Below are 22,906 nucleotides of genomic sequence, written 5' to 3' on the forward strand. Positions count from 1 at the left end.
GGCGCCTATTATTAGGACTGTTAACTGTTTCTGTCCAGAGGGTGACGCCGCATCGACGGGGCCCGGTCCCCTACGGAGGCGGTCAACGGACCTCGACGGGCGCCGCCTGGGGGCGGCGCAGCACCGCCTGCTCCGCCGCCGTCCACGCCGTCGTGGTGACCAAATAGAGCACCGCCGCCAACGGCACCACCAGCGCCGCCAGCACGGTCAGGTACGGCAGCAGCGGGACCAGCCGGCCCAGGGCGGCCGCGCCCGGCCCCTCGGTCGGCGTACCGGCCACGGTGCCCACGGCAGCCGCCGCGCGCCGCGCCCGGCGCGACGACCACCAGGCCAGCGCCACCAGCGCCGCCAGCAACGCCCCGAACAGCGGGCCGGCCGCCCCGATCAGGCCGTCGGAGAGGTGCCAGCCCAGCGGCACCCCGGCCAGCCGCTCGTCGAGCAGGCCGGTGCCGCCCTCGTCCGTGCTGAACAACCGGTACATGATCAGGAAGAACGGGGCCTGGAGCAGGGCCGGCAGGCAGCCGGCGACCGGGCTCGCCCCGGCCGACCGGTAGAGCCCCAACAGCTCGCTCTGCAACCGGGCCGGGTCGTCGGCGTACCGGCGTTGCAGGTCGCGGACCTGCGGGGCGAGGGCCGCGCGGCGCCGCTCCCCGCGGACCTGGGCCAGGGTGAGCGGCGAGACCAGCAGGCGGACGGCGACGGTGAACAGAACTATGGCGGCTGCCGTGGCGGCCCCGCCGGTCAGCGGGTTCAGCGTGTCGGCGAGCCAGGTGACGGCGGTGGCGGCGGCGGAGACCGCGTCGTGCAGCGGTGCGAAGGCGAGCATGGGTGACCCCTCGGTCCGGTTCCGGATGCCCCGACCGGCCCGGAGACGGGCGCGCGGCGGGACGGACGACGGCAGAGGCGGCCGGATACCGGATGGCGGATGGCGACGCGACGGGGAATGCCCGTCCGTCGCGCGGGGCCGACGGCCCCGTCCGTCGCTCCGGGGCCGACGCCGACGGCAGCCGGCGCGGCCCGGGAAGCTACCCGGCCGCGGGGCCCAGTCCGGGCGCGCGGGGTCGGGGACGACCGGCGGCGTTCGGGTCGACCTGCCGGGGGACACCCCGGCGCCGGGCGCGTTCCCGCAGGCCGACGCCGTGCCCGGCGGCCCTGGCCGGCGGGCCGGCCGCCATTGGGGGGCGCCCGGCGAGCAACACGGCGAGCAGCACGGCGGCGGCCACGGCCGCCCCGGCCAGCAGCTCGGCCGGGCGGTCCGCGAGCACGGTCAGGTGGGTGAGCGCGTACGCCCACATCCCCGTCACCGTCAGCAGCAACCCGCCCACGCGATCACCCTATGCCCCGCCGTCCACCCCGAAGGACCGGAGCGTTCCTCCCCCCGACGGGCGGAGCGTTCCTCCCCCCGAAGGCCGGCGTTCCTTCCCCGAACGTGGGCGGGGTCCCGGCAACGGGGTTGCGGAACGTGAGCGGCGTGCCGGCGGGCGACACGCGGACGGCGGAGTTTCCCCGCACCGATACTGCGGGTAATGGCCGGTCACGTCGCGGCACAGCGCCGCGGCCGGCACGGAAACGGACGGTGAGGACGATGAGCGGTTCAGTGGTGCAGCGGGAACCGACCGTGGCCCCGGGCGGCACCGACTTGCTCACCGTCGGCGTCGAGGAGGAGTTCCTGCTCGTCGACCCGCACACCGGCACCGCCGTGCCGGCCGTGGACCTGGTGATGGAGCAGGTGCCGGCCGAGCTGCGCGGCCAGGTCGAGCGCGAGTTCCAGACGAGCCAGATCGAGATCGGCAGCCCGCCAGGGCTGGAGCTGTCGTCGATCCGGCACTCCCTGGGGGTGCTGCGCCGGGCGCTGTCCGAGGCCGCCGAACGGGCCGGTGTACGGGTGCTGGCCATCGGCACCGGCCCGGTCGACGGCCCGGTCCCGCCGGTGGTCGACAAGCCCCGCTTCGACCGGATGATCGAGCGGTTCCGGCTGCTGGTGCCGGGTCCCGGCAACAACGGCATGCACGTGCACGTCGGGGTGCCGGACCCCGAGACCGGGGTGCGGGTGCTCAACCACGTCCGGCCCTGGCTGCCGATCCTGCACGCCGCGACGGTCAACTCCCCGTTCTCGGCCGGCGTGGACACCGGCTACGCGAGCTGGCGCTCCGTGGAGTGGGAGCGGTGGCCGTCGGTGGCGCCGACGCCGTACCTGGAGTCGCACGAGCACTACGAGCGGCTGATCCGGCAGCTCATCGCCAGCGGCGTGATGCTCGACGAGGGGATGCTCTACTGGTACGCCCGGCTGTCGGCGAAGTACCCGACGGTGGAGCTGCGCATCGGCGACGTCTGCCCGTCGGTGGACGACGCCGTGCTGGTCGCCGCCCTGGTCCGAGCCCTGGTGGCCAGCGCGATGACCGACATCGCCGAGGGTCGGGAGCCCGTCCGCACCGACCACCACCTGCTGGTCGCCGCGCACTGGCGGGCCGCCCACGACGGGCTGGAGGGCGACGGCGTCGACCTGACCGACGGCGAGCTGCGCCCCGCGTGGGAGCTGCTGGACCGGCTCGTCGAGCGGCTCCGCCCCGAGCTGGAGCGGCACGACGACCTGGCCGAGGTGACCGACCTGCTCGGCGGGCTGCGCCGGCACGGCACCGGGGCGGCCCGGCAGCGGGCGGTCTTCGCGCGCACCGGGAGCCTGGTGGACGTGGTACGGGACGTGGCGCGGCAGACCCGTGGCTGAGCCCACCGCAGCCGCGCGGGCGTCCCGGCGGGACGGGCCCGCCGGCGGGCTCGGGATGGCAGGATGACCGGCGTGGCGCAACGGCTGGTCGTCATCGGCGGGGACGCCGCCGGTATGGCGGCGGCCTCCCAGGCGCGGCGTCGCCGCGACCGGTCGGACCTGGAGATCGTGGCCTTCGAGCGGGGGCACCACACGTCGTACTCGGCGTGCGGCATCCCGTACTGGATCAGCGGGATGGTCGCGGATCGGGACCAGCTCGTCGCCCGCGCCCCGGCCACCTTCCGCGACGAGTTCGACATCGACGTCCGGCTGCGGCACGAGGTCACCGCGATCGACCTGGACCGTCGGGAGGTGGTCGCCCGTGACCTCGACCGCGGCGGCGAGGTCCGCGAGCGGTTCGACGACCTGGTGTACGCCGCCGGAGCGGTGCCGACAAAGCCCGCTTGGGCCGACACGGACATGGGCGGCGTCTTCGGCGTGCAGACCCTCGACGACGCCGGGGCCCTGCGCGACTGGCTGGACGGCGACCCGACGCCCCGGCGGGCGGTGGTGGTCGGGGGCGGCTACATCGGGGTGGAGATGGCCGAGGCGCTGGTGCAGCGCGGGCTGTCGGTCACCCTGGTCGAGAAGGCCGACCAGCCGATGGCGACCGTCGACCCGGACATGGCCGCTCTCGTCGCGACGGCCATGCGCGGCATCGGCATCGACATCCGTACCGGCGTGGGGGTGACCGGGCTCGACCAGCGCGACGGGCGGGTGTCCGCCGTGATCACCGACGACGGGCCGGTGCCGACCGACGTCGTGGTCCTGGGCCTGGGGGTACGCCCCAACACCGCCCTCGCCGAGGCCGCCGGCCTGCCGGTCGGCCCCTCGGGCGGGATCCGGGTGGACCGGCGGATGCGGGTGGTCGGGGCGCCGGGGGTGTGGGCGGCCGGCGACTGCGTGGAGAGCCTGCACCTGGTCAGCGGCCTGCCGGTGCACGTGCCGCTCGGCACCCACGCCAACAAGCAGGGCCGGGTCGCCGGGATCAACCTCGGCGGCGGGTACGCGACCTTCCCCGGTGTGATCGGCACGGCCGTGACGAAGGTCTGCGAGCTGGAGGTGGGCCGCACCGGCCTGCGCGAGCGGGACGCCACGGCCAGCGGCTTCGAGTTCGTCTCGGTGGTGGCCGAGTCGACGAACCGGGCCGGCTACTACCCGGGGGCGCGGCCGATGACGGTGAAGCTGATCGCCGAGCGCCCCAGCGGGCGACTGCTCGGGGCGCAGATCGTCGGCTGGTCGGAGGCCGCGAAGCGGATCGACACCCTGGCCGTGGCGCTGTGGAACGGCATGACGGTGGACGAGATGACCTCCCTCGACCTCGGCTACGCCCCGCCGTACGCGCCGGTGTGGGACCCGGTGCTGATCGCGGCCCGCAAGGCCGTCGACGCCCTCGACCGCAGCCGGGGACAGACCGAACCTGTCGGGGGGCACGGTTAGCGTGCGCGCTGTCGCGGTGCCGGGTCCGGCGCCCCTCCCCCTCGAAAGGCATCCCCATGTCGCAGGAGACGACCTACCTCGAACTGTCCGAAGTGGACGGCGCGGCGCACAAGTTCTACGAGGTGGTGGTGGACGACACCACGATGACCGTTCGCTACGGCCGGATCGGTGACCAGGGTCAGGTGAAGACCACGGCCTTCCCGGACAACGCCCGCGCCCGCGCCACCGCCGCGAAGAAGATCGGCGACAAGGTCCGCAAGGGGTACGCCCCGGCGGTGCCCGGCGCCCGCCAGAAGCGGCCGGTCTCCCGCCGCCAGATCGTCAGCACCCGCTCGACCGCCCGGACCGCCCCGGTGCTGTGGCGGTACGCCTCCGGCGCGCCCGCGTTCGGCATCTTCGTCGACGGGCAGCACTGCATGGTCGGCAACGAGCACGGGGTGATCACCACCCTCGACCACGACGCCCGGGTGCTGAACCAGGTCCGGCTCCCCGAGGGGGTGAAGTGCATCGTCGCCGACGACGCCTGGATCTACGCGGGCTGCGACGACGGCAACGTCTACGACCTCTCCGGCAAGGTGCCCCGGGTGGCGTACGCGATCACCCCGGAGATCGACATCTACTGGCTGGACATCCACGACGGGGTGCTGGGCGTCTCCGACGCCGACGGCGGGATCGCCGCGATCGACCACGAGGACGAGTTCCTCTGGCGGCGGCCGGGGCGCGGCCGGTCCGCGTGGATGGTGCGCTGCGATGCCGACGCGCTCTACCACGGCCACTCCCAGGGAGTGACCGGCTACGACTGGCGCACCGGGCGGGAGCTGTGGCACACCCGCACCGGGTCGGTGCTCTTCGGCTGGCAGGAGCGGGACGCCGTGTTCGCCGGCACCGGCACCCGCGAGGTGGTGCGGCTGCGCAAGGACGGGCACACCGAGCGGTCGTACCGCTGCGACGCCCCGGTCTTCTCCTGCGCCACCGCCGAGGACGGGCGGTACGTCTTCGCCGGCGACAACCAGTCCTCGATCTACTGCTTCGACGCGGCCGGCAACCGGCTGTGGAAACTCGGCACCGGCTGCGGCTCGGCGTACTCCATGCAGTACCACGACCAGCGGCTCTACGTGGTCACCACCTCGGGCTACCTGGCCTGCGTCGACGCGAGCGAGCCGGCGATCCGGGCCGCCGAGCAGGGCAGCGTGCCGGAGGTGGTGGACGTCAAGGCCCCGGCGCGGCTGCCCGAGCCGGCGGCCTGGACCACGGTGGAGGTCGCCACCGATGACCTGGGTGGCGTGGTGGTGCAGTGCGTCGACGAGGGCGGCCGGCTGCGCGTCCACGTGCTCTCCGCCGGCTACCAGCGCGACTGGTCGGTGCAGTTCCCCAAGGGCATCCGCGAGGCGGGGGCGCGCTACCTGATCACGGAGGTCCGGGAGGCGGGCCGGGGCGGCTTCTACCGGGCCTACGGCGACATCCGCCGGCTCCGCTGACCCGGCCGGCGGCTGCGCTGAACGCCGGCCGGCGTCGCGCCCGACCCGGGAGAGGGGCGCCCTTCTCCACCGGGGCCGGCGAGTCGCCGGCCGGCGCCCGCCTCCTTGGGGTCGACGCGCCTCAGCGGCGGACCGCTGCCCGGGCTGCCGCCGGGGTGTCGGCGGCCAGGGCAGCCTTGGCGATCTGCCGGCACTCGTCCAGGGTGTGCGCGGCCAGGGACTCGCGCACCGCCGGGATACTGCGGGGTGCCATGGACAGGCTGGTGACGCCCAGCCCAGCCAGTACCAGGGCGAAATCCGGATCCGCGGCGGACTCTCCGCACACGCCGACCGGCTTGCCCGCCTCGACGCCGGCCGCCGCGCAGGAGGCGATGAGCCCGATCAGCGCGGGCTGCCAGGGGTCGAGCAGTTCGGCGAGGTCCCCGCACATGCGGTCGGCGGCGAACGTGTACTGGCTGAGGTCATTGGTGCCGATGCTGAGGAAGTCCACGTCACGCAGCACCTGGCCGGCGCGCAGTGCCGCGGCCGGCACCTCGATCATCACGCCGGCGGTCGACAGGCCATGCTCGCGGCAGGATGCCGTGAACGCGGACGCCTCCGCCGCCGTGGCGACCATCGGCGTCATCACCCAGACCTCGGCGTCCGCCGCCGCAGCCGCCACCGCGATCGCGCCCAGCTGCGTGGTGAGCACGGACGGTGTCTGCCGCGCGACCCGCAGACCGCGGATGCCCAGCGCCGGATTGGGTTCACCGGCCAGGCGCAGGAACGGCAGCGGCTTGTCGGCGCCGGCGTCGAGGGTGCGCACGACGACCTTGCGGCCGGGCAGCGCGGCGAAGACCTCCCGGTACGCGGCGACCTGCTCCTCATGCGACGGCGGGTCGCTGCGGTCGAGGTAGAGCAGCTCGGTGCGGAACAGCCCGACGCCTTCGACCTCGCCGGTGAGGTCGCGGGCGGAGCCGATGTTGGCCAGCAACGCGACGGGATGACCGTCCGCGGTCCGCCCGGGGCCGTGGGAGCGTGCGCGACGTTCGATCTCCGCGAGCCGGGCGGCGTTGACGCCGGTTGCCGTCTCGGCGGAGACGCCGGTCGCCACGACACCGGTCGAGCCGTCGAGGCTGACCAGCGTGCCGTCGGCCACGTCCAGGATGCCGGCGCAGCGGACCACGGCCGGTATGCCGAGTGTCCGGGCCAGGATCGCGGTGTGGCTGGTCGGCCCGCCCTCGGCCGTGACCAGGCCCAGCACCATGGCCGGGTCGAGCCCGGCGGTGTCGGCGGGCGCCAGGTCGCGGGCGATGAGCAGGAACGGATGGCCGGGGTCCGGAACACCCGGCATCGGCAGCCCCCGGCACGCCGCGACGAGGCGGTCCCGCAGGTCGTCGAGGTCGCTGACCCGCTCGGCGAGGTACCCGCCCGCGGCCTCGAAGGCGGCTCGGTGCACGGCGAGCACGTCGGTGATCGCGTGCGACGCGTCCGTGCCGCCGTCGATGGCGACGTCGGCCGCGTCGATCAGCGTCTCGTCCTGCACCATCAGGACCTGTGCCCGCAGCACCTCGGCGGCGGTCGTGTCCGGGGCGGCGTCGGCGCGACGGGTCAGGTCGGCGGCGACGGCGAGGACCGCCGCCCGGGCGGCCGCCTTCTCGGCCGCGGGATCGACGGTTGCCGGGACGGACGGCAGGGCAGGTGGCGCGGCCAGCCGGTGGACCGGCCCCGCCGCACCGCCGGGGCTGGCCCCGATTCCCCGGAGTTCACGCATCGACGGCGTCCAGATCACGTTCGAGGAGGTCGGCCAGGGTGTCGACGGCTGCCTGCGCGCCGTCGCCGTCGGCCTCCAGGGTGACCTCGGTGCCCCTCTTGGCGCCGAGCGACAGCACGGCGAGCATGCTGCGGGCCGGCACGGGCTTCTTGTCGCCGGTGCGGATGGTGACCGGTACCGGCTGCTTCGCCGCTTCGGCGACGAACAGCGCCGCCGGGCGGGCGTGCAGCCCGCTGGCGGAGCCGACGACGACTGTCCTGGTGGGCACGAGTCCTCCTACGGTTCGATCGTCACCTTGATCGCTTCGCCACGGGCCACGATGCCGAAGGCGTCGAGGGCGCGGTCGAGCGGCAGGCGGTGGGTGATGAGGTCGGCCACCGGCACGGAGCCGTCGGCGATGAGCCGCAGCGCCTGCTTGTTGTGCTCGGGGCTGGAGCCGTTGGCGCCGACGATGGTCAGTTCGCGGTAGTGCACGAGGTTGGAGTCCAGGGAGATGACGGGCTTGTCCTTCGGCAGGCCGCCGAAGAAGCTGATCCGGCCCTGCCGCGCGGCCATCTGCACCGCCTGCTCCTGTGCGGCGCCGGCTGCCGTGGCGGTGATGACGACGTCCGCGCCCCGGCCCTCGGTGAGTTTGAGCACCGCGTCGACGACGTCGGTCTCGGCACCGCAGATCGCCGCGTCCGGCTGGACCAGGTCGGCAGCCAGGTCGAGGCGTTCGCGGTTGAGGTCGACGAGGAACACCCGGGCCGCGCCGCGCGCCCGGGCCAGGCGGACGTGCAGGCAGCCGATCGGCCCGGAGCCCACGACGACCACGTCGTCGCCCTCCCCGACATCGGCGAGGTTCTGGCCGTTGAGGACGCAGGCGAGGGGCTCGGCGACGGACGCCTCGGCGAAGCTGAGTCCGTCGGGGATGCGGTTGAGCCCGTCGACGTCGAGAACGTTGTGCGGTACGACCATGTATTCGGCGAACCCGCCGTCGAAGTGGTACCCCATCGACACCTGGCTGGGGCACACGGTCATCCGGCCGCGCCGGCACTCCGCGCACTTGCCGCACGGGATTGCGGCGATGACCTGGACCCGGTCCCCCGGCTGCCAGCCCGTGACGTCGCCGCCGACCTCCACGACCTCGCCGGCGATCTCGTGGCCCATCACGCGCGGCGGGACGATGTGGTGGTGGCCGAAGCGGGAGATCTTCACGTCGGTACCGCAGGTGGAGCAGGCCCGGACGCGGATCTTCACGTCGGTGGGGCCCGGCGTGGGCTCAGGCGCGTCCTCGATGCGAATGTCACCAGGGGCGTGGAATCGAACAACTCTCACGATGGTTCCTCTTCAAGGATGGTGATCACTTCATCGGCACTTGTCGAGTTTCGTAGCCGCTCCGCCTGCGCCGGGTCCATCAGCACCGAGGCGAGCTTGGCCAGGATGTCCACGTGCCCGTCGCCTGCCGCAGCGATGGCCACGCAGACCCGTACGTCGAAGCCGTCCCAGTCGACACCGCCGGGGAAGCGCAACACCGCGAGGGCGTCGCGCTGGACCGACTCCTTGCTGTTCAGCGTGCCGTGCGGGATCGCCACGCCCTCCCCGATGTATGTGGAGACACTCTGCTCGCGGGCGAGCATCGCGTCCACGTACGCCGGTGCGACCGCGCCGGTCTCGACGAGCACCGCACCGCAGCGGCGGATTGCCTCGTCCCGCGATCCGGCCCGCTCGTCGAGCCGGATCGCGTCACGGGACAGCAGTTCAGCCACTGAGCTCACCACCACGCTGCACCGCGTTCACGACCTTGGTGACGGCCGGGTCGCCGATGAACACCTGGATCGGCACGATCACCTTGTCGGGCGCACTGACCCGGGCCCGGGCGGCGAGGCCCTGGTGGCAGATGACGACGTCGGCGTCCGCCGGGATCGAGTTGACCGGCGTGTGCTCGACGGTCACCGCGTTCTTCGCCAGTTGCCGCCGTAGCTGACTGGCCAGCATCACGCTGCTGCCCATGCCGGCGTCGCACGCGACGACGACCTTCTTGATCTCGGTGCCGTTGATCGTGGGCATGGCGTTCAAACCTCCAGCTTCGCCGACTTGTTGATGGCCTCGTCCGGGTCGACGACCGTCTCCTCGTCGGGGCCGAGGGGGTCCTCGGCGGGTTCACCGCGGCCGAAGCCGAGTAGGGCCGAGGCGATCGCGAAGGTGACCGCGGTGGCGATGACGACACCGAGGATGACCCCGAAGTAGTCGCCCTTGGGCGTGACCGCCAGGTAGGCGAAGATGCTGCCCGGCGACGGGGTGGCGACCAGGCCCGCCCCCGTGATCATGAAGGTGCCGACGCCCGCGGCGCCGCCGCAGATCATGGCGAGAATCAGCTTCGGCTTCATCAGCACGTACGGGAAGTAGATCTCGTGGATGCCGCCGAGGAACTGCACGATGATCGCGGCCGGGGCGCTGGGGCGCAGCGCGCGGGGGCCGAAGACCATGAAGGCGAGCAGCAGGCCGAGGCCGGGTCCGGGGTTGGACTCGATCATGAACAGGATCGACTTGCCCTTGTCCGCCGCCTCGGCCATGCCCAGCGGGCCGAACACGCCGTGGTTGATGGCGTTGTTGAGGAACAGCACCTTCGCGGGTTCGACGAGCACCGAGGTCAGCGGCAGCAGGTCTTTGTCGACGAGCCAGTCGACGCCCGAGCCGGCCTGCTTGGTGAACCACTCGACCACGGGGCCGATGCCGTAGACGCCGCCGATGGCCATCGCGCCGCCGATGATGCCGGCGCTGAAGTTGTCGACCAGCATCTCGAAGCCGGGGCGGATCTTGTTCTCGACCAGGCCGTCGAACAGCTTGAGGACGTAGGCGGTGAGCGGGCCGATGATCATCGCGCCGAGGATCATCGGCACGTCGGCACCGACCACGAGGCCCATGGTCGCCACCGCACCGACGACGGCGCCGCGCTGCCCGTGGACCAGCCGGCCGCCGGTGTAGCCGATGAGCACCGGCAGCAGGATGCTGATGATCGGGCCGACCAGTTCGGCAAGGGTCTTGTTGGGGAACCAGCCGGTCGGGATGAACAACGCGGTGATCAGACCCCAGGCGAGAAACGCGCCGATGTTGGGCATGACCATCGCGGCCAGGTGGCCGCCGAGGCGTTGCACCGAGGCTCTGAAGCCCTGGCCTTGCACCTTGGGTGTGTAGGAGGAGGTCACGGGGGCGTCTCCTTCAGGAAGGGGGACCGGGCGGCAGCAGGGGGAGAAGCTCGTCCGGTCGGGGGTGGATGGTGACGGCGTGGCGGAACAGGTCCGCGGGGCCGGGCATGCGGCTGCCGGGCAGGCTCACCGCGGCGGCGCCCCAGGCCAGCCCCTCGGCGAGGGCGGCGGCGCCCCGCGCGCCCGCGGCGAGGAACCCGGCGAGCAGCGCGTCGCCGGCACCGACGGTGCTGCGGGGCCGGACGACCGGGCAGGTACCCATGACGACCCCGTCGGCGTCGACGAGGACGGCACCGTCGGCACCGAGGCTGGCCACGACGGTGCCGGCCCCCCACGCCCGCAGGCGCTGGGCGGCGTCGACCACGTCGCCGAGGTCCGCCAGGGGGCTACCGACCACCTCGGCCAGCTCGTCGCGGTTGGGCTTGAGCAGGGTCGCCCCGGCCAGGGCGGCCTCACGCAGGGCGGGTCCGCTGGTGTCGACGGCGACCCTGACGCCGGCGGCGCGCAGCTTCCGGCACAGCTGCGCGTAGGCGTCGGCGGGCAGGCCGGGCGGGACGCTGCCGCACAGCACGACCCAGTCGGCATCGACGGCGCGGGTGAGCACGCGGTCGGTCACCTCGTCGAGCTCGGCGCGGAACATGGCCGGGCCGGGCTCGTTGACCTTGGTGACCGTGCCGTCGGGCTCGGCGAGGGTGATGTTGGAACGGGTCCGTCCGGAGATCGGCACCGCGAGGACCTCCACCCCCTCCGCCTTGAGCAGGCGGATGAGCTGGTCGCCCTCGTCACCGCCGGACGGCAGCACCGCCACCGACGGCACCCCGTTGGCTAGTGCTCTGACCATGAACGTTCACGGTGTTGGGGTCAGGCTGCGCGGGTGGCGGGTTGGCCCCAGCGTCGTTGGCGTTCGCTGCGGATGCGGGCGCGTTCGCGGCGTTGGGCGGCTAGGACGTCGGGGTGGCGGGCGTTGGCGTTGCGCCAGCGCAGGTAGGCATGCAGCCGCCGGGTCAGCGTGGGGTGGTTGGGGTGGTTCGAGCCGGCGATGACGAAGGTGCGTAGCGGCCCGAACTGGGCCTCGATCGGGTTGGCCCAGGAGGCGTAGGTCGGGGTGAAACAGAGTTCGACCTTGTTCCGGGCCGCCCACGCCCGGATCTTTCGGCCCTTGTGCGCGGACAGGTTGTCGAGAATGACGTAGATCGGTGCCCCGTCCGGACGCGCGGCCCGGATTGACTTCAAGGCGGCGAGGGTGTTCCCGGCGCTCTTGCGGCGACGGACGACGCCCCAGAGTTGGTCGTCACCGACGGAGTAGCAGCCGTGGAACTGTCGGACGCCGTGCAGCTTGTGGTAGTTCGCGGGCAACCGGTGTGGGTGCCCGGCCGGCGCCCAGCCCGTGCCAGCCTGCGGACGGATCACCAAGGGCCCGAACTCGTCGAAGGCGAACACCCGCTGCGGGAGGTGGTTGCTCACGTGCTCGATCCGGGCGAGCTTGGCGTCCCGGTCAGGGTCGGTGGACTCCTTCCACGTCTTGGTCCGCTGGAAGGTGATCCGGTGTCGGTGCAGGATCTGCCGCAGCCGTTCCCGGCCCACCCCGACCCGTCGAGTGGAGTGAACGCGCAGGTGGTCGACGAGCTTGCGGATGCTCCAGCGGGTGAACGGCCGCCCCAGTTTCTCGGGGCGGGTGTTGGCCGTCTCGACGATGAGCTGTTCTTCGTCAGGACTGATCTGGCGGGGACGGCCACCCGCCCACTGAGGGTCCAGGCTGGCCATCCCCATCTCGTTGAAGCGGTGGATGACCTGCCGGATCGTGTCCTCGTCGGCTTGGACGAGGCGAGCGATCGCCGGCACCGTGTTCCCGCCGGCCGAGGCGAGCACGACCATCGCCCGCCGTAACCGGATCGGCGAGCCGGTACCTCTACGAGTGATCCTCAGCAGCTGCTGACCCTCCTGGTCACTGAGCCGCCGAACGCGAACAGGTTCTGCCACCGCCACAGCCTGACCGTCACGACGCCGCCCAGCCGACAGGCCAGACGGCGTGTCATCAACACCGTGAACGTTCATGGTCAGAGCACTAGCAGGGCCCGGGACACGTTGACGCCCTTGCCGCCGGGGTCGAGGTGCGCCGTGGCGGCCCGGATGACCTCGCCCCGGGTGAGCGAGTCGACCTCGACGGCCCGGTCGAGGCTGGGATTGAGGGTGACGGTGACGATCATGCCCTGCCGGCTTTCATGCTCGTACCACGCGGACGCCTGCGGACTCCAGGTCCCCGACCAGGTCGGGGTCGGCGCGGCTGTCGGTGATCAGCAGGTCGAGGTCGGCCAGGTCGGCGAACCGGGCCAGGTAGTCGTTGCCGATCTTGGTGTGATCGGCGACCAGCACCGTACGGCGGGCCGCGCGGACCATCGCCCGCTTAACCGCCGCCTCGGCCGGATCCGGGGTGGTCAGGCCGCGCTCGACCGAGATGCCGTTGGTCCCGATGAACGCGACGTCGACGTAGAGGTCCGCCAACGGCCGCAGTGCCCAGTCGTCCACGGTCGCGAGGGTCTTCCCGCGGACCCGTCCGCCCAGCAGCAGGACATTGAGGTTGGCATAGGTACAGAGGGTCGTGGCGATGACCGGCGAGTTGACCACGACGGTCAGCTCCCGGTCGACCGGCAGCAGCTGGGCCAGCCGGGCGGTGGTGGTGCCGGCGTCGAGAATGATCGCGCCCTCCTCGGGCACCTCGCTCAGGGCGAGCTTGGCGATGCGCTCCTTCTCCTCGATGAGCACCGCGTCGCGCGCCGCCAGGGCGGGCTCGAACCCGATCCGTTCGACCGGGATCGCTCCACCGTGGACCCGGCGCAGCACCCCGGCCCGCTCCAGGATGGTGAGGTCGCGCCGGATGGTCTCCGGCGTGACGCTGAGCTCCTCGGCAAGGCCCGCCACCTCGACCCGGCCCTCGGTGCGGGCCATGCGAAGGATCTCCTGCTGTCGCTCTTCGGCGTACACGATGTTGTTTCACCGCCGTTTCGTTTTTGCTTGTGCTTTGTTTACGCCCGGGTTAGTGGGAAGTCAAGAGGTCGGCCACAGAAGCCCACACCGGCCGGCCGGGCAGTTGGGCCAGGATGGTCCGATGGAGACGAAGGTGGAGATCCCCGACGGGCTGGGCTGGGTGCGACGGGTGCCCGCCGGCCGGGAGTGGCTGGCGGCGCTTCCCGATCGGCTGGCCGGGTGCGTCGAGCAGTGGGGCCTGCGGCTGGGGCGGCCGTTCCCGCAGGCGTTCGCCTCGCTGGCACTGCCGGCGGAGCTGCCCGACGGCGACAGGGCGGTGCTCAAGCTCCAGTACCCGGACGCTGACAGCGAGCACGAGGCCACGGCGCTGGCGCACTGGGCGGGCGGCGGGGCGGCCCGGCTGCTCGCGCACGACCCGGGCCGGCGGGCGCTGCTGGTGGAGCGCTGCGACCCGGGTACGCCGCTGCACGCCGCGCCGCCGGACGAGGCGCTGGACGTGATCGCCAAGCTGCTCCCCCGGCTCTGGCGGCCGGCCGCCGCGCCGTTCACCCCGCTGGCCGAGGAGGCGGCCGGCTGGCTGGAGCGGATGCCGGCGGACTGGGAACGGGCCGGCCGGCCGTACGAGCGGCGGCTGCTGGACACCGCGCTGGGACGGCTCGCCGAACTGGTCGGGACGCAGGGCGAGCAGGTGCTGGTCAACCAGGACCTGCACGCCGGCAACGTGCTGCGGGCCAGCCGCGAGCCGTGGCTGGTGATCGACCCGAAGCCGCTGGCCGGCGAGCGCGAGTTCGGCGTGGTGGCGATCGTCCGGGGTAGGGAGCTGGGCCACTCCCCGGCGGCGGTGCGGCACCGGCTCGACCGGCTGACCGCCGAGCTGGGCCTGGACCGGGAGCGGGTCCGGGGCTGGGCGATCGGGCACAACCTGGCCTGGAGCATCGCCGAGGACGCGGTGTCCGGCCACCAAATCGAGACGGCCCGCTGGCTCGCGGGCCTGGGCTAGCTATCGCTGGCAGGTGGGGCACCAGTAGAGATTGCGCCCGGCGAGGTCGCCCCGGCGCACCTCGCCGGAGCAGACGTGGCAGGGCTGGCCGGGGCGGCGGTAGACGTACACCTCGCCGCCGTGCCGGTCCACCCGGGGTGCCCGGCCGGTGGCCTCCGGCAGGTGGGCGTCCCGGACGGTGTCGATCCGGCCCGCCTCGACGGCCCGGGTCATCAGGGCCACCAGGTCCGCCCACAACTCCCGCCACAGCGCCGGGGTCAGCTCCCGGCCGGGCAGCAGCGGCGGCAGGCCGGCCCGGAACAGCGCCTCCGTGACGAAGATCAACCCCGTGCCGGCCACCACCGACTGGTCGAGCAGCAGCGCCGCGAGCGGGGTCGGGCTGCGGGAGATCCGGGCGTACGCGCGGGACGGGTCGGCGTCGGCGCGCAGCGGGTCGGGGCCGAGCCGGGCGCGCAGCGCCGCCACCTCGGGCGGGGTGAGCAGGTCACAGGCGGTGGGGCCGCGCAGGTCCAGCCAGTGCGCGTCGCTGGTCAGCCGCAGCCGCACCTGACCGACGGGCGGCGGTGGCTCGCCCGGCCCGTCGGCGAACTTGCCGTACAGGCCGAGGTGCACGTGCAGGGTCAGCTCGTGCGCGTAGTGGTGCAGCAGATGCTTGCCGTACGCCTCGGTGCCGTCCAGGACAGTGCCGGACAGCCGGGCGGCCCCCTCGGCGAAGCGGCCCTGCGGGCTGGCAGCCTGCACCTTGTCGCCGACGAACAGCTCGGCGTGCCGGCCGGCGAGCCGGTGAATGGTGTGTCCCTCTGGCACGCCGCAACGGTATCTCCCGACGCCGGCCGACGACCGGGCGGCCAACGACCGACCGACCGTGGTCGCTCCCGCCGACCGGGCGCGGGTCACACAAGCACGCTCGAACACGGAATTAGTGGCCTACCTGCGCTGGGTGGCCACTAATTCCGTGTTCGAGCGCGATCTCTGCGTGGCCACGACCTACCTCCTGTCGCCCACCCGCACACCGGCTTCCGGCGACGGCAGCGTCACCCCGAACGGGTGGCGGAAGTGTCGGCGGGGCTCCGGTTGGGTACCTCGGACGCCGTACCGCGTGGCTGCCGACCAGCGTTTCCGAGGCCGCCACGCATAGATCACGCACAAATCAGGAGGTGATGAGGTGAAGATTCCTTCGCTGTTGTCGCGCCGGAACGAGCCGGCGACGACGAACGACAGCAACGGCGACGGCCGCGTCGACGGGTTCGAGAGGGCCGTCGCGACGGACACCGGCAGCCGCCCCGACGGGCGGCCGGTGCTCACCGACCGCGGCGACGAGCAGACGACGTACCGCAGCAGCACGACCGCCAGCGACGGCGAGCGGGCCTCGGACGCGGATCGACAGGCGGCCGAGCAGGGAGCCCGCGCCCGCGCCGCGACCGCCCGCGCGGCCACCGCCCGCACCCCGGACGGCGAGGCCCAGCGGCCGACCACCGGCCCGTCCACCGCGCCGGCCGAACCCACCACGACCGGCTCCCCCACCACGGAACCGACTCTCGACCTCGACCGGGACCGCACCGCCGGACGGCCGCTGCCGGCCGACCCCACGATCGGACGGCCGGCGGGCCGGGGCCGTACCGCCGAGCGGCCGGCGCCGGTGGACCGCACCGGCGCCGACGGCGAGACCCGGCCGGAGCCGGTGGCGCTCGGGCCGAGGCCCCGGGCCAGCCTGCTCGCCACCCTCGGCCTGATCGTCGGCGTCGCCGGCGCGCTCGCCGTGCTGACCGGGACCCTCGCCGGGTACGGCATCGCGGTCGGTGTGCTCGGCGCGGTGCTGTCCGTGTTCGGCCTGCTCGCCACCCGGCGCCGGCATATCGCCGGCAAGACCGACGCCCTGCTCGGCATGGCCTTCGGCATCGCCGCCGTGGTCCTCGGCGTGCTCGCGATGACCGGCCAGTTCGACTGGCCGACCACGGACGGCGACTGGGTGCAGCGGCTCCGTGAGTGGCTTGACTCACAGTTTGTCGACCGCTTCTGACGGGCAGTTTGATCCCCGCCGGCGGTTCGCCGGCCCAGCCCGACCAGTCTGGTGGTTCACCAGCCGGGCACATCCTCTTTCGGGGGGCGGCGGTTCGCCGCCCCCCGAAGCACGTCCGGACTCGCCTCACCCCGCACCCCCAGCCCCCTCCCGCGATCTTGCACTTCGGGCCCTCGGTACGCCCGTTGTGTCCCCTTCGCCCGGGCCGCAACTGCAAGATCGGCGCGGGGAGGGTGGGGTCAGTGGGGTGGGGTGGGGCCGGGGGGTGGTCGGTGGGGGTGGGTGTTGGTGGGTGAGGGGGCTGCGCAACGAATCGCCGGGCGGGGCCTGCTATACGCAATGATCGGTCGGTCGACGCAAGTTCCACCGGTGGATGTCGTCGACGCCGGCCGCATACGGTTGGGCCACGGCGCCAGCCCCGTGGGCCGAAGGTGGCCGGGGCGCGTCCGACCCCTGGGAGCAGGACAATGACGATGGACGCCACCAGCCAGCGCTTGCTGATGTGCCGGCCGACGTACTTCGCCGTCGACTACGCGATCAACCCGTGGATGGACCCCACCGCGCCGGTCGACGCCGACCTGGCGATCCGGCAGTGGGAGGAGCTGCGCGGGATCTACCGCGAGCTGGGCCACACGGTCGAGGAGATCGCCCCGCTGCCCGGCCTGCCCGACATGGTCTTCGCCGCCAACGGCGGCACCGTGATCGACGGCCGGGCGATGGCCGTGCAGTTCCGCGACCCGCAGCGCGCCGACGAGGCCCCCGCCTACCGGGCCTGGTTCGAGGCCGCCGGCTTCGACGTGTACGACCCGAAGCACGTCAACGAGGGCGAGGGCGACATCCTGCTGGTCGGCGACGTCCTGCTGGCCGGCACCGGGTTCCGCACCGCGCACGCGTCGCACGCCCAGTTGCAGGAGGTGTTCGGCTACCCCGTGGTCACCATGCAGCTCGTCGACCCGCGCTTCTACCACCTGGACACCGCGCTGACCGTGCTCGACGAGCGGACCGTGGCGTACCTGCCGGAGGCGTTCTCGCCCGGCAGCCAGGCCGCGCTGCGCCGGCTCTTCCCGGACGCGGTCCACGCCACCATGGCCGACGCCGAGGTGCTGGGCCTGAACGCGGTCGGCGACGGACGGCACGTGGTGCTGCCCGCGCAGGCCACCGACCTGGCCGCGCAGCTGCGCGACCGGGGCTACGAGACCATCGGTGTCGACCTGTCCGAGCTGCGCAAGGCCGGCGGTGGACCGAAGTGCTGCACGTTGCGGCTCCGTCAGGGAAAGGCGAGCAATTGATCGTGGACGACAGGCTGCGGACGCCAGGCGCGGTCCGGGACGCGGAACGCTTCACCGCGCACAACTACCACCCGCTACCGGTGGTGATCACCTCCGCCGAGGGGGCCTGGCTCACCGACGTGGACGGCCGGCGCTACCTGGACTGCCTCGCCGGCTACTCGGCCCTCAACTTCGGCCACCGGCACCCGGGGCTGATCGCCGCCGCGCACGCGCAGCTCGACAGGCTGACCCTGACCAGCCGGGCGTTCATCCACGACCAGTTCGCCGACTTCTGCCGCGAGCTGGCCGAGCTGTGCGGCAAGGACCTGGTGCTGCCGATGAACACCGGCGCCGAGGCGGTGGAGACCGGGATCAAGGTGGCCCGCAAGTGGGGCTACCAGGTCAAGGGCGTGCCGGCAGGGCAGGCGAACATCGTGGTGGCCGAGGGAAACTTCCACGGCCGCACCACCACCATCGTCAGCTTCTCCACCGACGAGGACGCGCGGGCGGACTTCGGGCCGTACACCCCGGGCTTCACCGTGGTCCCGTACGGCGACCTGGACGCGCTGGCCGCCGCGATCGACGAGAACACCGTCGCCGTGCTGCTGGAGCCGATCCAGGGCGAGCAGGGCGTGGTGGTGCCGCCGGAGGGCTACCTGCCGGGCGTACGCCGGGTCTGCACCGAGCGCAACGTGCTCCTCGTCGCCGACGAGATCCAGTCCGGCCTGGGCCGGACGGGCACCACCTTCGCCTGCGAGCACGAGGGCGTGGTGCCCGACATGTACCTGCTGGGCAAGGCGCTCGGCGGCGGCATCGTGCCGGTCTCCGCGGTCGCCGCGAACGCCGACGTGCTGGGGGTACTCAAGCCGGGCCAGCACGGCTCGACCTTCGGCGGCAACCCGCTGGCCTGCGCCGTCGCCACCGAGGTGGTCCGGCTGCTGGCCACCGGCGAGTTCCAGCGCCGCTCGGCGGAGCTGGGCGAGCGGCTGCACGCCGGCCTCCAGTCGCTGGTCGGCAAGGGGCTGGTCGCCGTCCGGGGCCGGGGCCTGTGGGCCGGCCTGGACATCGACCCGACGCTGATGACCGGCCGGCAGGCCTGCGAGCGGCTGATGGAGCGGGGCGTGCTGGCCAAGGACACCCACGGCTCGACGCTCCGGCTGGCCCCGCCGCTGGTGATCACCGCCGAGGAGATCGACCACGCCGTGGCCCAGCTCGCCGCCGTGCTGGCCGGCTGATCCTCTCGTACGACAGCGGCGGGCGTCGGGACCACGGTCCCGGCGCCCGCCGTCGTCCGCCCGCCCGACGGCCCGGGTCAGGGCCGGGGCAGGCGCATCGCCATGGTGGGGGCCTCGGCCATCACCGAGGTGGGGGTGAACGGGGCGCCCGTCGGAAGCTCGTCGGCGCGGCCGATCTGCACCCCCGGGTACAGCTCGACCATGTCGTTGGCGGAGAGCACCCGGGACTGCTGCGGCTTCAGCGGAATCCGGTCCGGCTCGGCCATCGAGCCGGACGGGCGGATGCCCGAGCCGTTGGTGCTGACGTCGGTGACGATCACCTCGCCGACCCGCAGCTCGAACCGGACGTGGCCGCGGCTGATCCAGCGCCGCGCCTCGTCGTTGAGCCACTGGCCGAGCACGATTCCGCCCTGCTGCTCCGGCGCGCGCCCGACCAGCACCGACTGCCCCTCGGTGAGCACGAACCGACGGCGGATCAGCCCGCCGACGCGCACGGCCAGCACCTCGGTACGCGGGCGCGGCCCGGCGTCGCCGAGCCGGGCGCCGTGCCGTGGGCAGGTCGGCACCCCGCCGCGCAGGGCGGGCGGCGGCTGCCCGGCCGGGGCCCGCTCCACCCGGGCCAGGTCGGCGAACGCGCCGCCGCCCCCGCCGCCGCCGAACAGGGCGCAGCCCGGCTCGGGGCAGCGCCACTGCCGGGCGAGCAGCTTCGCGCCGGTCGCCGAGCGGGTGCCGGCGACGGGCACGTTCCCGCCGCCGACGTGGCCGATGAACACCGGCCCGCCCGCGCCGGGCACCGGTGCCAGCACCCGGCCGGGCTGCTCGGCCACCCACGGGAACCGGCCGCGCAGGCCGTCGAACCGGGCCCGGCTGAGCACCGGCAGCCCGAGCAGGTCGGCGACCTCCAGCATCCGGTCGCCCGGGTTGTCGAGCACCTCCACCAGGCCGTCGTCGGCCCAGCGGCGGACCACCATCCGTTCGTTGGACGTCAGGTCGGCGTCGGAGAGCAGCGCCCGGTGCACGATCGCGTAGACCGGGACGCTGTCCTCCTCCAGGTCGCGGGCGAGCGCGTCGATCACCATGCCGAGCCGCAGCAGGCTCGCCGGCCGGCCGCCGTCGAGGTTCTGGTACCGGATCACCTCGGCCAGGTCGAGGACGGCCCGGGCCAGCGACGGGTCGGTGCAGACCCGCCCCTCGATGGCGTCGAGCACCTTGCTGATCTCGAATCTCATCGGGCACTCCGGACGATGTCGTCGATCCGCCGCGCCAACTCCAGGTCACGTTCGGTGACCCCACCCGCCGAGTGGGTGACGCAGCGGAAGGTGAGAGCCCGCCACCGGATGTCGATGTCGGGGTGATGGTCCAGTTCCTCGGCCACCTCGGCGACCCGGTCGACCACAGCGATCGCCGCCGGGAAGCTGCCCAGCTCGGTGGTACGGCTGATCCCGGTCGGGTCCCCCGTCCAGTCCGCCAGGCCGCCCAGCCCGTCTCGCACCGCCTCTGCGGTGAGCACGTCTGCCATGACCCCGACCCTACCGGCAGTGCTGTGCGACCGGCTCTCCCGCCACCTCGTCCGCCCCCGCCGACCTGCGCGGACGGGCCGGGCAGGGCACGGAGGCGGGGGGAGGTGGCCGCTGACGGACCAGCGGTTGTCGCCCCGGCCCGCTACGCTGGCCCGCGGCCCGGCCGGGCAGCTACGCCGCCGCCCGGCCCACCCTTCACGAGGAGTCATCCACAATGAACACTCGACGACTGGCAACCACGGGGGTCGCGCTCGTCGCCGCGTTCGGTCTCGGTCTCGGTCTCACCGGCTGCGGCAACCAGAACGGAGGGGACGCTCCAGTCGGCAACGGCAACGCCGGCACGAGCTCGGTGCCCGCCAGCAGCGCCCCGGCCAACGCGCTCGCCGAGCTGACCGCCGCCGCGCTGAAGCTGAACGAGCAGAGCGTCCGGGTGAACATCAAGTCCTCGGTCATGAACGGCGGCGGCCTGATGGACCCGCGGAGCAAGTCCGCCGACATGACGCTGGACCTGGGCGCCCAGGGCGGCAAGATCCGCATGGTCACCATCGGTGACGACATGTGGCTCAAGGCGAAGAGCATCTCCGACAAGTGGCTGCACATGGACGCCACCAAGCTCGGCGCCAACGGGCAGATGAACCTGATGCCCGACGGCGACCCGGGCGGCGCCAAGAAGATGATCGGTGGCGTGGTCGAGGTGAAGAAGACCGGAGAGGGCGCTTTCTCCGGCACGCTGGACTACACCAAGGCCAACCCGGACGACAAGGACATCAAGGCGCTCGGGGAGAAGGCCAAGGCCGTCCCCTTCACCGCGAAGACCGACGCCGAGGGCCGGCTCGTCGAGCTGGACGTGGACACCAGCGTGCTGCTTGCCTCGCTGGGCAAGATGACCACCACGTACTCGGACTTCGGGGCCACCGTGTCGCCGGAGAAGCCCGCGGCCGGCGAGACCGAAGAGGCGCCGGAGTCGCTGAAGAAGGCGTTCGGCGGCTGACCTGTGCGGAGCACCGGGACGGGGCGGCGCCGGTCGGCGCCGCCCCGTCGCGCGTCCGGGCTCAGTCGCGCAGCGGGCGTCCCACCTCGTGCAGGTGGGCGAGCGCCTGCCGGTACGACTCGACCAGCCCCGTCTCCGCGTACGGCAGGTCGAGCTCGGCGCAGTACGCCCGCACCAGTGGCTGGGCCCGGCGCAGGTTCCCCCGGGGCATGTTCGGGAACAGGTGGTGCTCGATCTGGTAGTTCAGCCCACCGAGCGCGCTGTCGACGAACCGGCCGCCCCGCACGTTGCGCGCGGTGAGCACCTGCTTGCGCAGGAAGTCGAGGTCGTCGTCGGCCGTCGGCATCGGCATGCCCTTGTGGTTCGGGGCGAACGCGCAGCCCATGTAGAGCCCCCACAGGCCCTGGTGGATGGCGATGAACGCCAGCGCCTTCCCCGGCGACAGCACCGCGAACAGCAGGCCGAGGTAGCCGACGGCGTGCGCCGCGAGCAGCAGCCCCTCGACGGCCCGGTGTCGCATCGGCGTCGCGTACCGGCCGTCCGGCCCCCGGGCGACCAGCGCCCGCACGCTCGCCACGTGCAGGGCCAGCCCCTCCAGCAGCAGCATCGGGAAGAACAGCCACGCCTGCCGGCGGGCCAGCCGGCGGCCGAACCCCCGGGTCACGGCGGCCTGCTCGTACGTCCAGACCAGCGCCCCGGCCCCCACGTCCGGGTCCTCGTCCTCATGGTTGGGGTTGGCGTGGTGGCGGTTGTGCTTGTCGACCCACCAGCCGTAGCTGAGCCCGACCGCCAGGTTGCCGGCGAGCAGCCCGGTCACCTCGCTGGGGCCCCGGCGGCGGAACATCTGCCGGTGCCCGGCGTCGTGCCCGAGGAACGCCACCTGGGTGGTGGCCACCGCCAGGCCGACCGCCACCGCGAGCTGCCACCACGAGTCGCCGACCAGCGGCACCGCCACCCAACCGGCGACGAAGGCCGCCACGGTCAGCGCGATCCGGGCCGCGTACCCGCCTGGCCGGCGGTCCAGCAGACCCGCCCGGCTGATCCGCCGGGACAACTCCGCGTAGTCGCTGCCCCGCCTGGCGGGCCGGTCCACTGTCGCTGCACGCACCATCTGGGCTCCTGCGTCTCCGCACCGAGTCACGCCGGACGGCGTGCCCTACCGTCAAGTCTGCGGCGACCGGTTGCGCAGGGTAACCCGGGCACCCCCCGTCTCCGGGGTAGGGCGTGCCCTACCCCGGCCCGCCCGGGCTCCCTCCGGCCATGC

At 73.3% G+C, this 22,906-nt stretch carries 22 protein-coding genes and 2 pseudogenes; 8 read left to right on the top strand and 16 right to left on the bottom strand.

Going from position 1 to position 22,906, the window contains the following annotated elements:
- Nucleotides 1-82 precede the first annotated feature (82 nt).
- Nucleotides 83-826, bottom strand: a complete 744-nt coding sequence (locus tag OG617_RS08515; protein ID WP_405100223.1) for a YidC/Oxa1 family membrane protein insertase — start codon at nt 824-826, stop codon at nt 83-85.
- A 199-nt stretch (nt 827-1,025) separates the two neighbouring features.
- A complete protein-coding gene (locus OG617_RS08520; protein ID WP_396684112.1) occupies nt 1,026-1,325 on the bottom strand; it encodes a DUF6412 domain-containing protein in 300 nt (99 codons plus the stop codon).
- A 251-nt stretch (nt 1,326-1,576) separates the two neighbouring features.
- Between OG617_RS08520 and OG617_RS08525 the strand changes: the two genes are divergently transcribed.
- The 3 genes from OG617_RS08525 to OG617_RS08535 all read left to right on the top strand — a co-directional run bounded on the left by OG617_RS08525 (nt 1,577) and on the right by OG617_RS08535 (nt 5,682).
- Nucleotides 1,577-2,725 carry a glutamate--cysteine ligase gene (locus OG617_RS08525; RefSeq protein WP_405100225.1) on the top strand — a complete coding sequence of 383 codons (1,149 nt, stop codon included), beginning with the start codon at nt 1,577-1,579 and terminating at the stop codon, nt 2,723-2,725.
- 72 nt (nt 2,726-2,797) lie between these two features.
- Nucleotides 2,798-4,204 carry an FAD-dependent oxidoreductase gene (locus OG617_RS08530; protein ID WP_405103563.1) on the top strand — a complete coding sequence of 469 codons (1,407 nt, stop codon included), beginning with the start codon at nt 2,798-2,800 and terminating at the stop codon, nt 4,202-4,204.
- A gap of 56 nt (nt 4,205-4,260) precedes the next feature.
- The gene (locus OG617_RS08535) at nt 4,261-5,682 is read left to right on the top strand and encodes a WGR domain-containing protein (RefSeq protein ID WP_405100227.1); all 1,422 of its coding nucleotides are present in this window, start codon (nt 4,261-4,263) and stop codon (nt 5,680-5,682) included.
- Nucleotides 5,683-5,803: 121 nt separating this feature from the next.
- Here OG617_RS08535 and ptsP read toward each other — a convergent pair whose 3' ends face one another.
- From ptsP to OG617_RS08585, 10 genes and pseudogenes are all read right to left on the bottom strand, one after another.
- Complete coding sequence (gene ptsP, locus OG617_RS08540) at nt 5,804-7,435, bottom strand: phosphoenolpyruvate--protein phosphotransferase (RefSeq protein ID WP_405100229.1); 1,632 nt, start codon at nt 7,433-7,435, stop codon at nt 5,804-5,806.
- The gene (locus tag OG617_RS08545) at nt 7,428-7,703 is read right to left on the bottom strand and encodes an HPr family phosphocarrier protein (RefSeq protein ID WP_405100231.1); all 276 of its coding nucleotides are present in this window, start codon (nt 7,701-7,703) and stop codon (nt 7,428-7,430) included. The genes ptsP and OG617_RS08545 overlap by 8 nt, the downstream gene beginning before the upstream one ends.
- Before the next feature lie 8 nt (nt 7,704-7,711).
- Complete coding sequence (locus OG617_RS08550; RefSeq protein WP_405100233.1) at nt 7,712-8,752, bottom strand: zinc-dependent dehydrogenase; 1,041 nt, start codon at nt 8,750-8,752, stop codon at nt 7,712-7,714.
- Nucleotides 8,749-9,183 carry a PTS sugar transporter subunit IIA gene (locus OG617_RS08555; protein ID WP_405100235.1) on the bottom strand — a complete coding sequence of 145 codons (435 nt, stop codon included), beginning with the start codon at nt 9,181-9,183 and terminating at the stop codon, nt 8,749-8,751. Before OG617_RS08555 ends, OG617_RS08550 begins: the two co-directional genes overlap by 4 nt.
- Nucleotides 9,176-9,484, bottom strand: a complete 309-nt coding sequence (locus OG617_RS08560; protein WP_405100237.1) for a PTS lactose transporter subunit IIB — start codon at nt 9,482-9,484, stop codon at nt 9,176-9,178. The genes OG617_RS08555 and OG617_RS08560 overlap by 8 nt, the downstream gene beginning before the upstream one ends.
- 5 nt (nt 9,485-9,489) lie before the next feature.
- On the bottom strand, nt 9,490-10,623 hold the full coding sequence (gene mtlA, locus OG617_RS08565) for a mannitol-specific PTS transporter subunit IIC (RefSeq protein WP_405100239.1): 1,134 nt from the start codon (nt 10,621-10,623) through the stop codon (nt 9,490-9,492).
- A gap of 13 nt (nt 10,624-10,636) precedes the next feature.
- A pseudogene (locus tag OG617_RS08570) lies at nt 10,637-11,452 on the bottom strand (1-phosphofructokinase family hexose kinase); the annotation flags it as partial.
- 32 nt (nt 11,453-11,484) lie between these two features.
- Nucleotides 11,485-12,603, bottom strand: a complete 1,119-nt coding sequence (locus OG617_RS08575; protein ID WP_405095183.1) for an IS630 family transposase — start codon at nt 12,601-12,603, stop codon at nt 11,485-11,487.
- Between the two features lie 86 nt (nt 12,604-12,689).
- Nucleotides 12,690-12,830 (bottom strand): annotated as a pseudogene (locus OG617_RS08580) (1-phosphofructokinase); the annotation flags it as partial.
- A gap of 13 nt (nt 12,831-12,843) precedes the next feature.
- Nucleotides 12,844-13,605, bottom strand: a complete 762-nt coding sequence (locus OG617_RS08585) for a DeoR/GlpR family DNA-binding transcription regulator (RefSeq protein ID WP_405100241.1) — start codon at nt 13,603-13,605, stop codon at nt 12,844-12,846.
- Between the two features lie 124 nt (nt 13,606-13,729).
- Here OG617_RS08585 and OG617_RS08590 point away from each other — a divergent pair, with 124 nt between their 5' ends.
- Nucleotides 13,730-14,608 carry an aminoglycoside phosphotransferase family protein gene (locus OG617_RS08590; RefSeq protein ID WP_405100243.1) on the top strand — a complete coding sequence of 293 codons (879 nt, stop codon included), beginning with the start codon at nt 13,730-13,732 and terminating at the stop codon, nt 14,606-14,608.
- On the opposite strand, the gene OG617_RS08595 is transcribed toward OG617_RS08590, so the two are convergent.
- Nucleotides 14,609-15,415, bottom strand: a complete 807-nt coding sequence (locus OG617_RS08595) for an Fpg/Nei family DNA glycosylase (protein ID WP_405100245.1) — start codon at nt 15,413-15,415, stop codon at nt 14,609-14,611. It lies immediately after the preceding gene.
- Nucleotides 15,416-15,773: 358 nt separating this feature from the next.
- Here OG617_RS08595 and OG617_RS08600 point away from each other — a divergent pair, with 358 nt between their 5' ends.
- From OG617_RS08600 to rocD, 3 genes are all read left to right on the top strand, one after another.
- Complete coding sequence (locus OG617_RS08600) at nt 15,774-16,628, top strand: thrombospondin (protein ID WP_405100247.1); 855 nt, start codon at nt 15,774-15,776, stop codon at nt 16,626-16,628.
- 473 nt (nt 16,629-17,101) lie between these two features.
- Nucleotides 17,102-17,917, top strand: coding sequence for a dimethylargininase (gene ddaH, locus OG617_RS08605; protein ID WP_405103565.1), 816 nt, complete (start codon nt 17,102-17,104; stop codon nt 17,915-17,917).
- Nucleotides 17,917-19,131, top strand: a complete 1,215-nt coding sequence (gene rocD, locus OG617_RS08610) for an ornithine--oxo-acid transaminase (protein ID WP_405103567.1) — start codon at nt 17,917-17,919, stop codon at nt 19,129-19,131. Before ddaH ends, rocD begins: the two co-directional genes overlap by 1 nt.
- Before the next feature lie 77 nt (nt 19,132-19,208).
- On the opposite strand, the gene OG617_RS08615 is transcribed toward rocD, so the two are convergent.
- Both OG617_RS08615 and OG617_RS08620 read right to left on the bottom strand, forming a co-directional pair.
- Nucleotides 19,209-20,360, bottom strand: a complete 1,152-nt coding sequence (locus OG617_RS08615; RefSeq protein ID WP_405100249.1) for an FHA domain-containing protein — start codon at nt 20,358-20,360, stop codon at nt 19,209-19,211.
- The gene (locus OG617_RS08620; RefSeq protein ID WP_405100251.1) at nt 20,357-20,650 is read right to left on the bottom strand and encodes a 4a-hydroxytetrahydrobiopterin dehydratase; all 294 of its coding nucleotides are present in this window, start codon (nt 20,648-20,650) and stop codon (nt 20,357-20,359) included. Before OG617_RS08620 ends, OG617_RS08615 begins: the two co-directional genes overlap by 4 nt.
- Nucleotides 20,651-20,865: 215 nt before the next feature.
- Here OG617_RS08620 and OG617_RS08625 point away from each other — a divergent pair, with 215 nt between their 5' ends.
- Nucleotides 20,866-21,642 carry a hypothetical protein gene (locus tag OG617_RS08625; protein ID WP_405100253.1) on the top strand — a complete coding sequence of 259 codons (777 nt, stop codon included), beginning with the start codon at nt 20,866-20,868 and terminating at the stop codon, nt 21,640-21,642.
- Between the two features lie 61 nt (nt 21,643-21,703).
- On the opposite strand, the gene OG617_RS08630 is transcribed toward OG617_RS08625, so the two are convergent.
- A complete protein-coding gene (locus OG617_RS08630) occupies nt 21,704-22,753 on the bottom strand; it encodes a fatty acid desaturase family protein (RefSeq protein ID WP_405100255.1) in 1,050 nt (349 codons plus the stop codon).
- Nucleotides 22,754-22,906: the final 153 nt, after the last annotated feature.

It is taken from the genome of Micromonospora sp. NBC_01412, from assembly GCF_045040215.1.
GTDB lineage: Bacteria > Actinomycetota > Actinomycetes > Mycobacteriales > Micromonosporaceae > Micromonospora > Micromonospora rubida.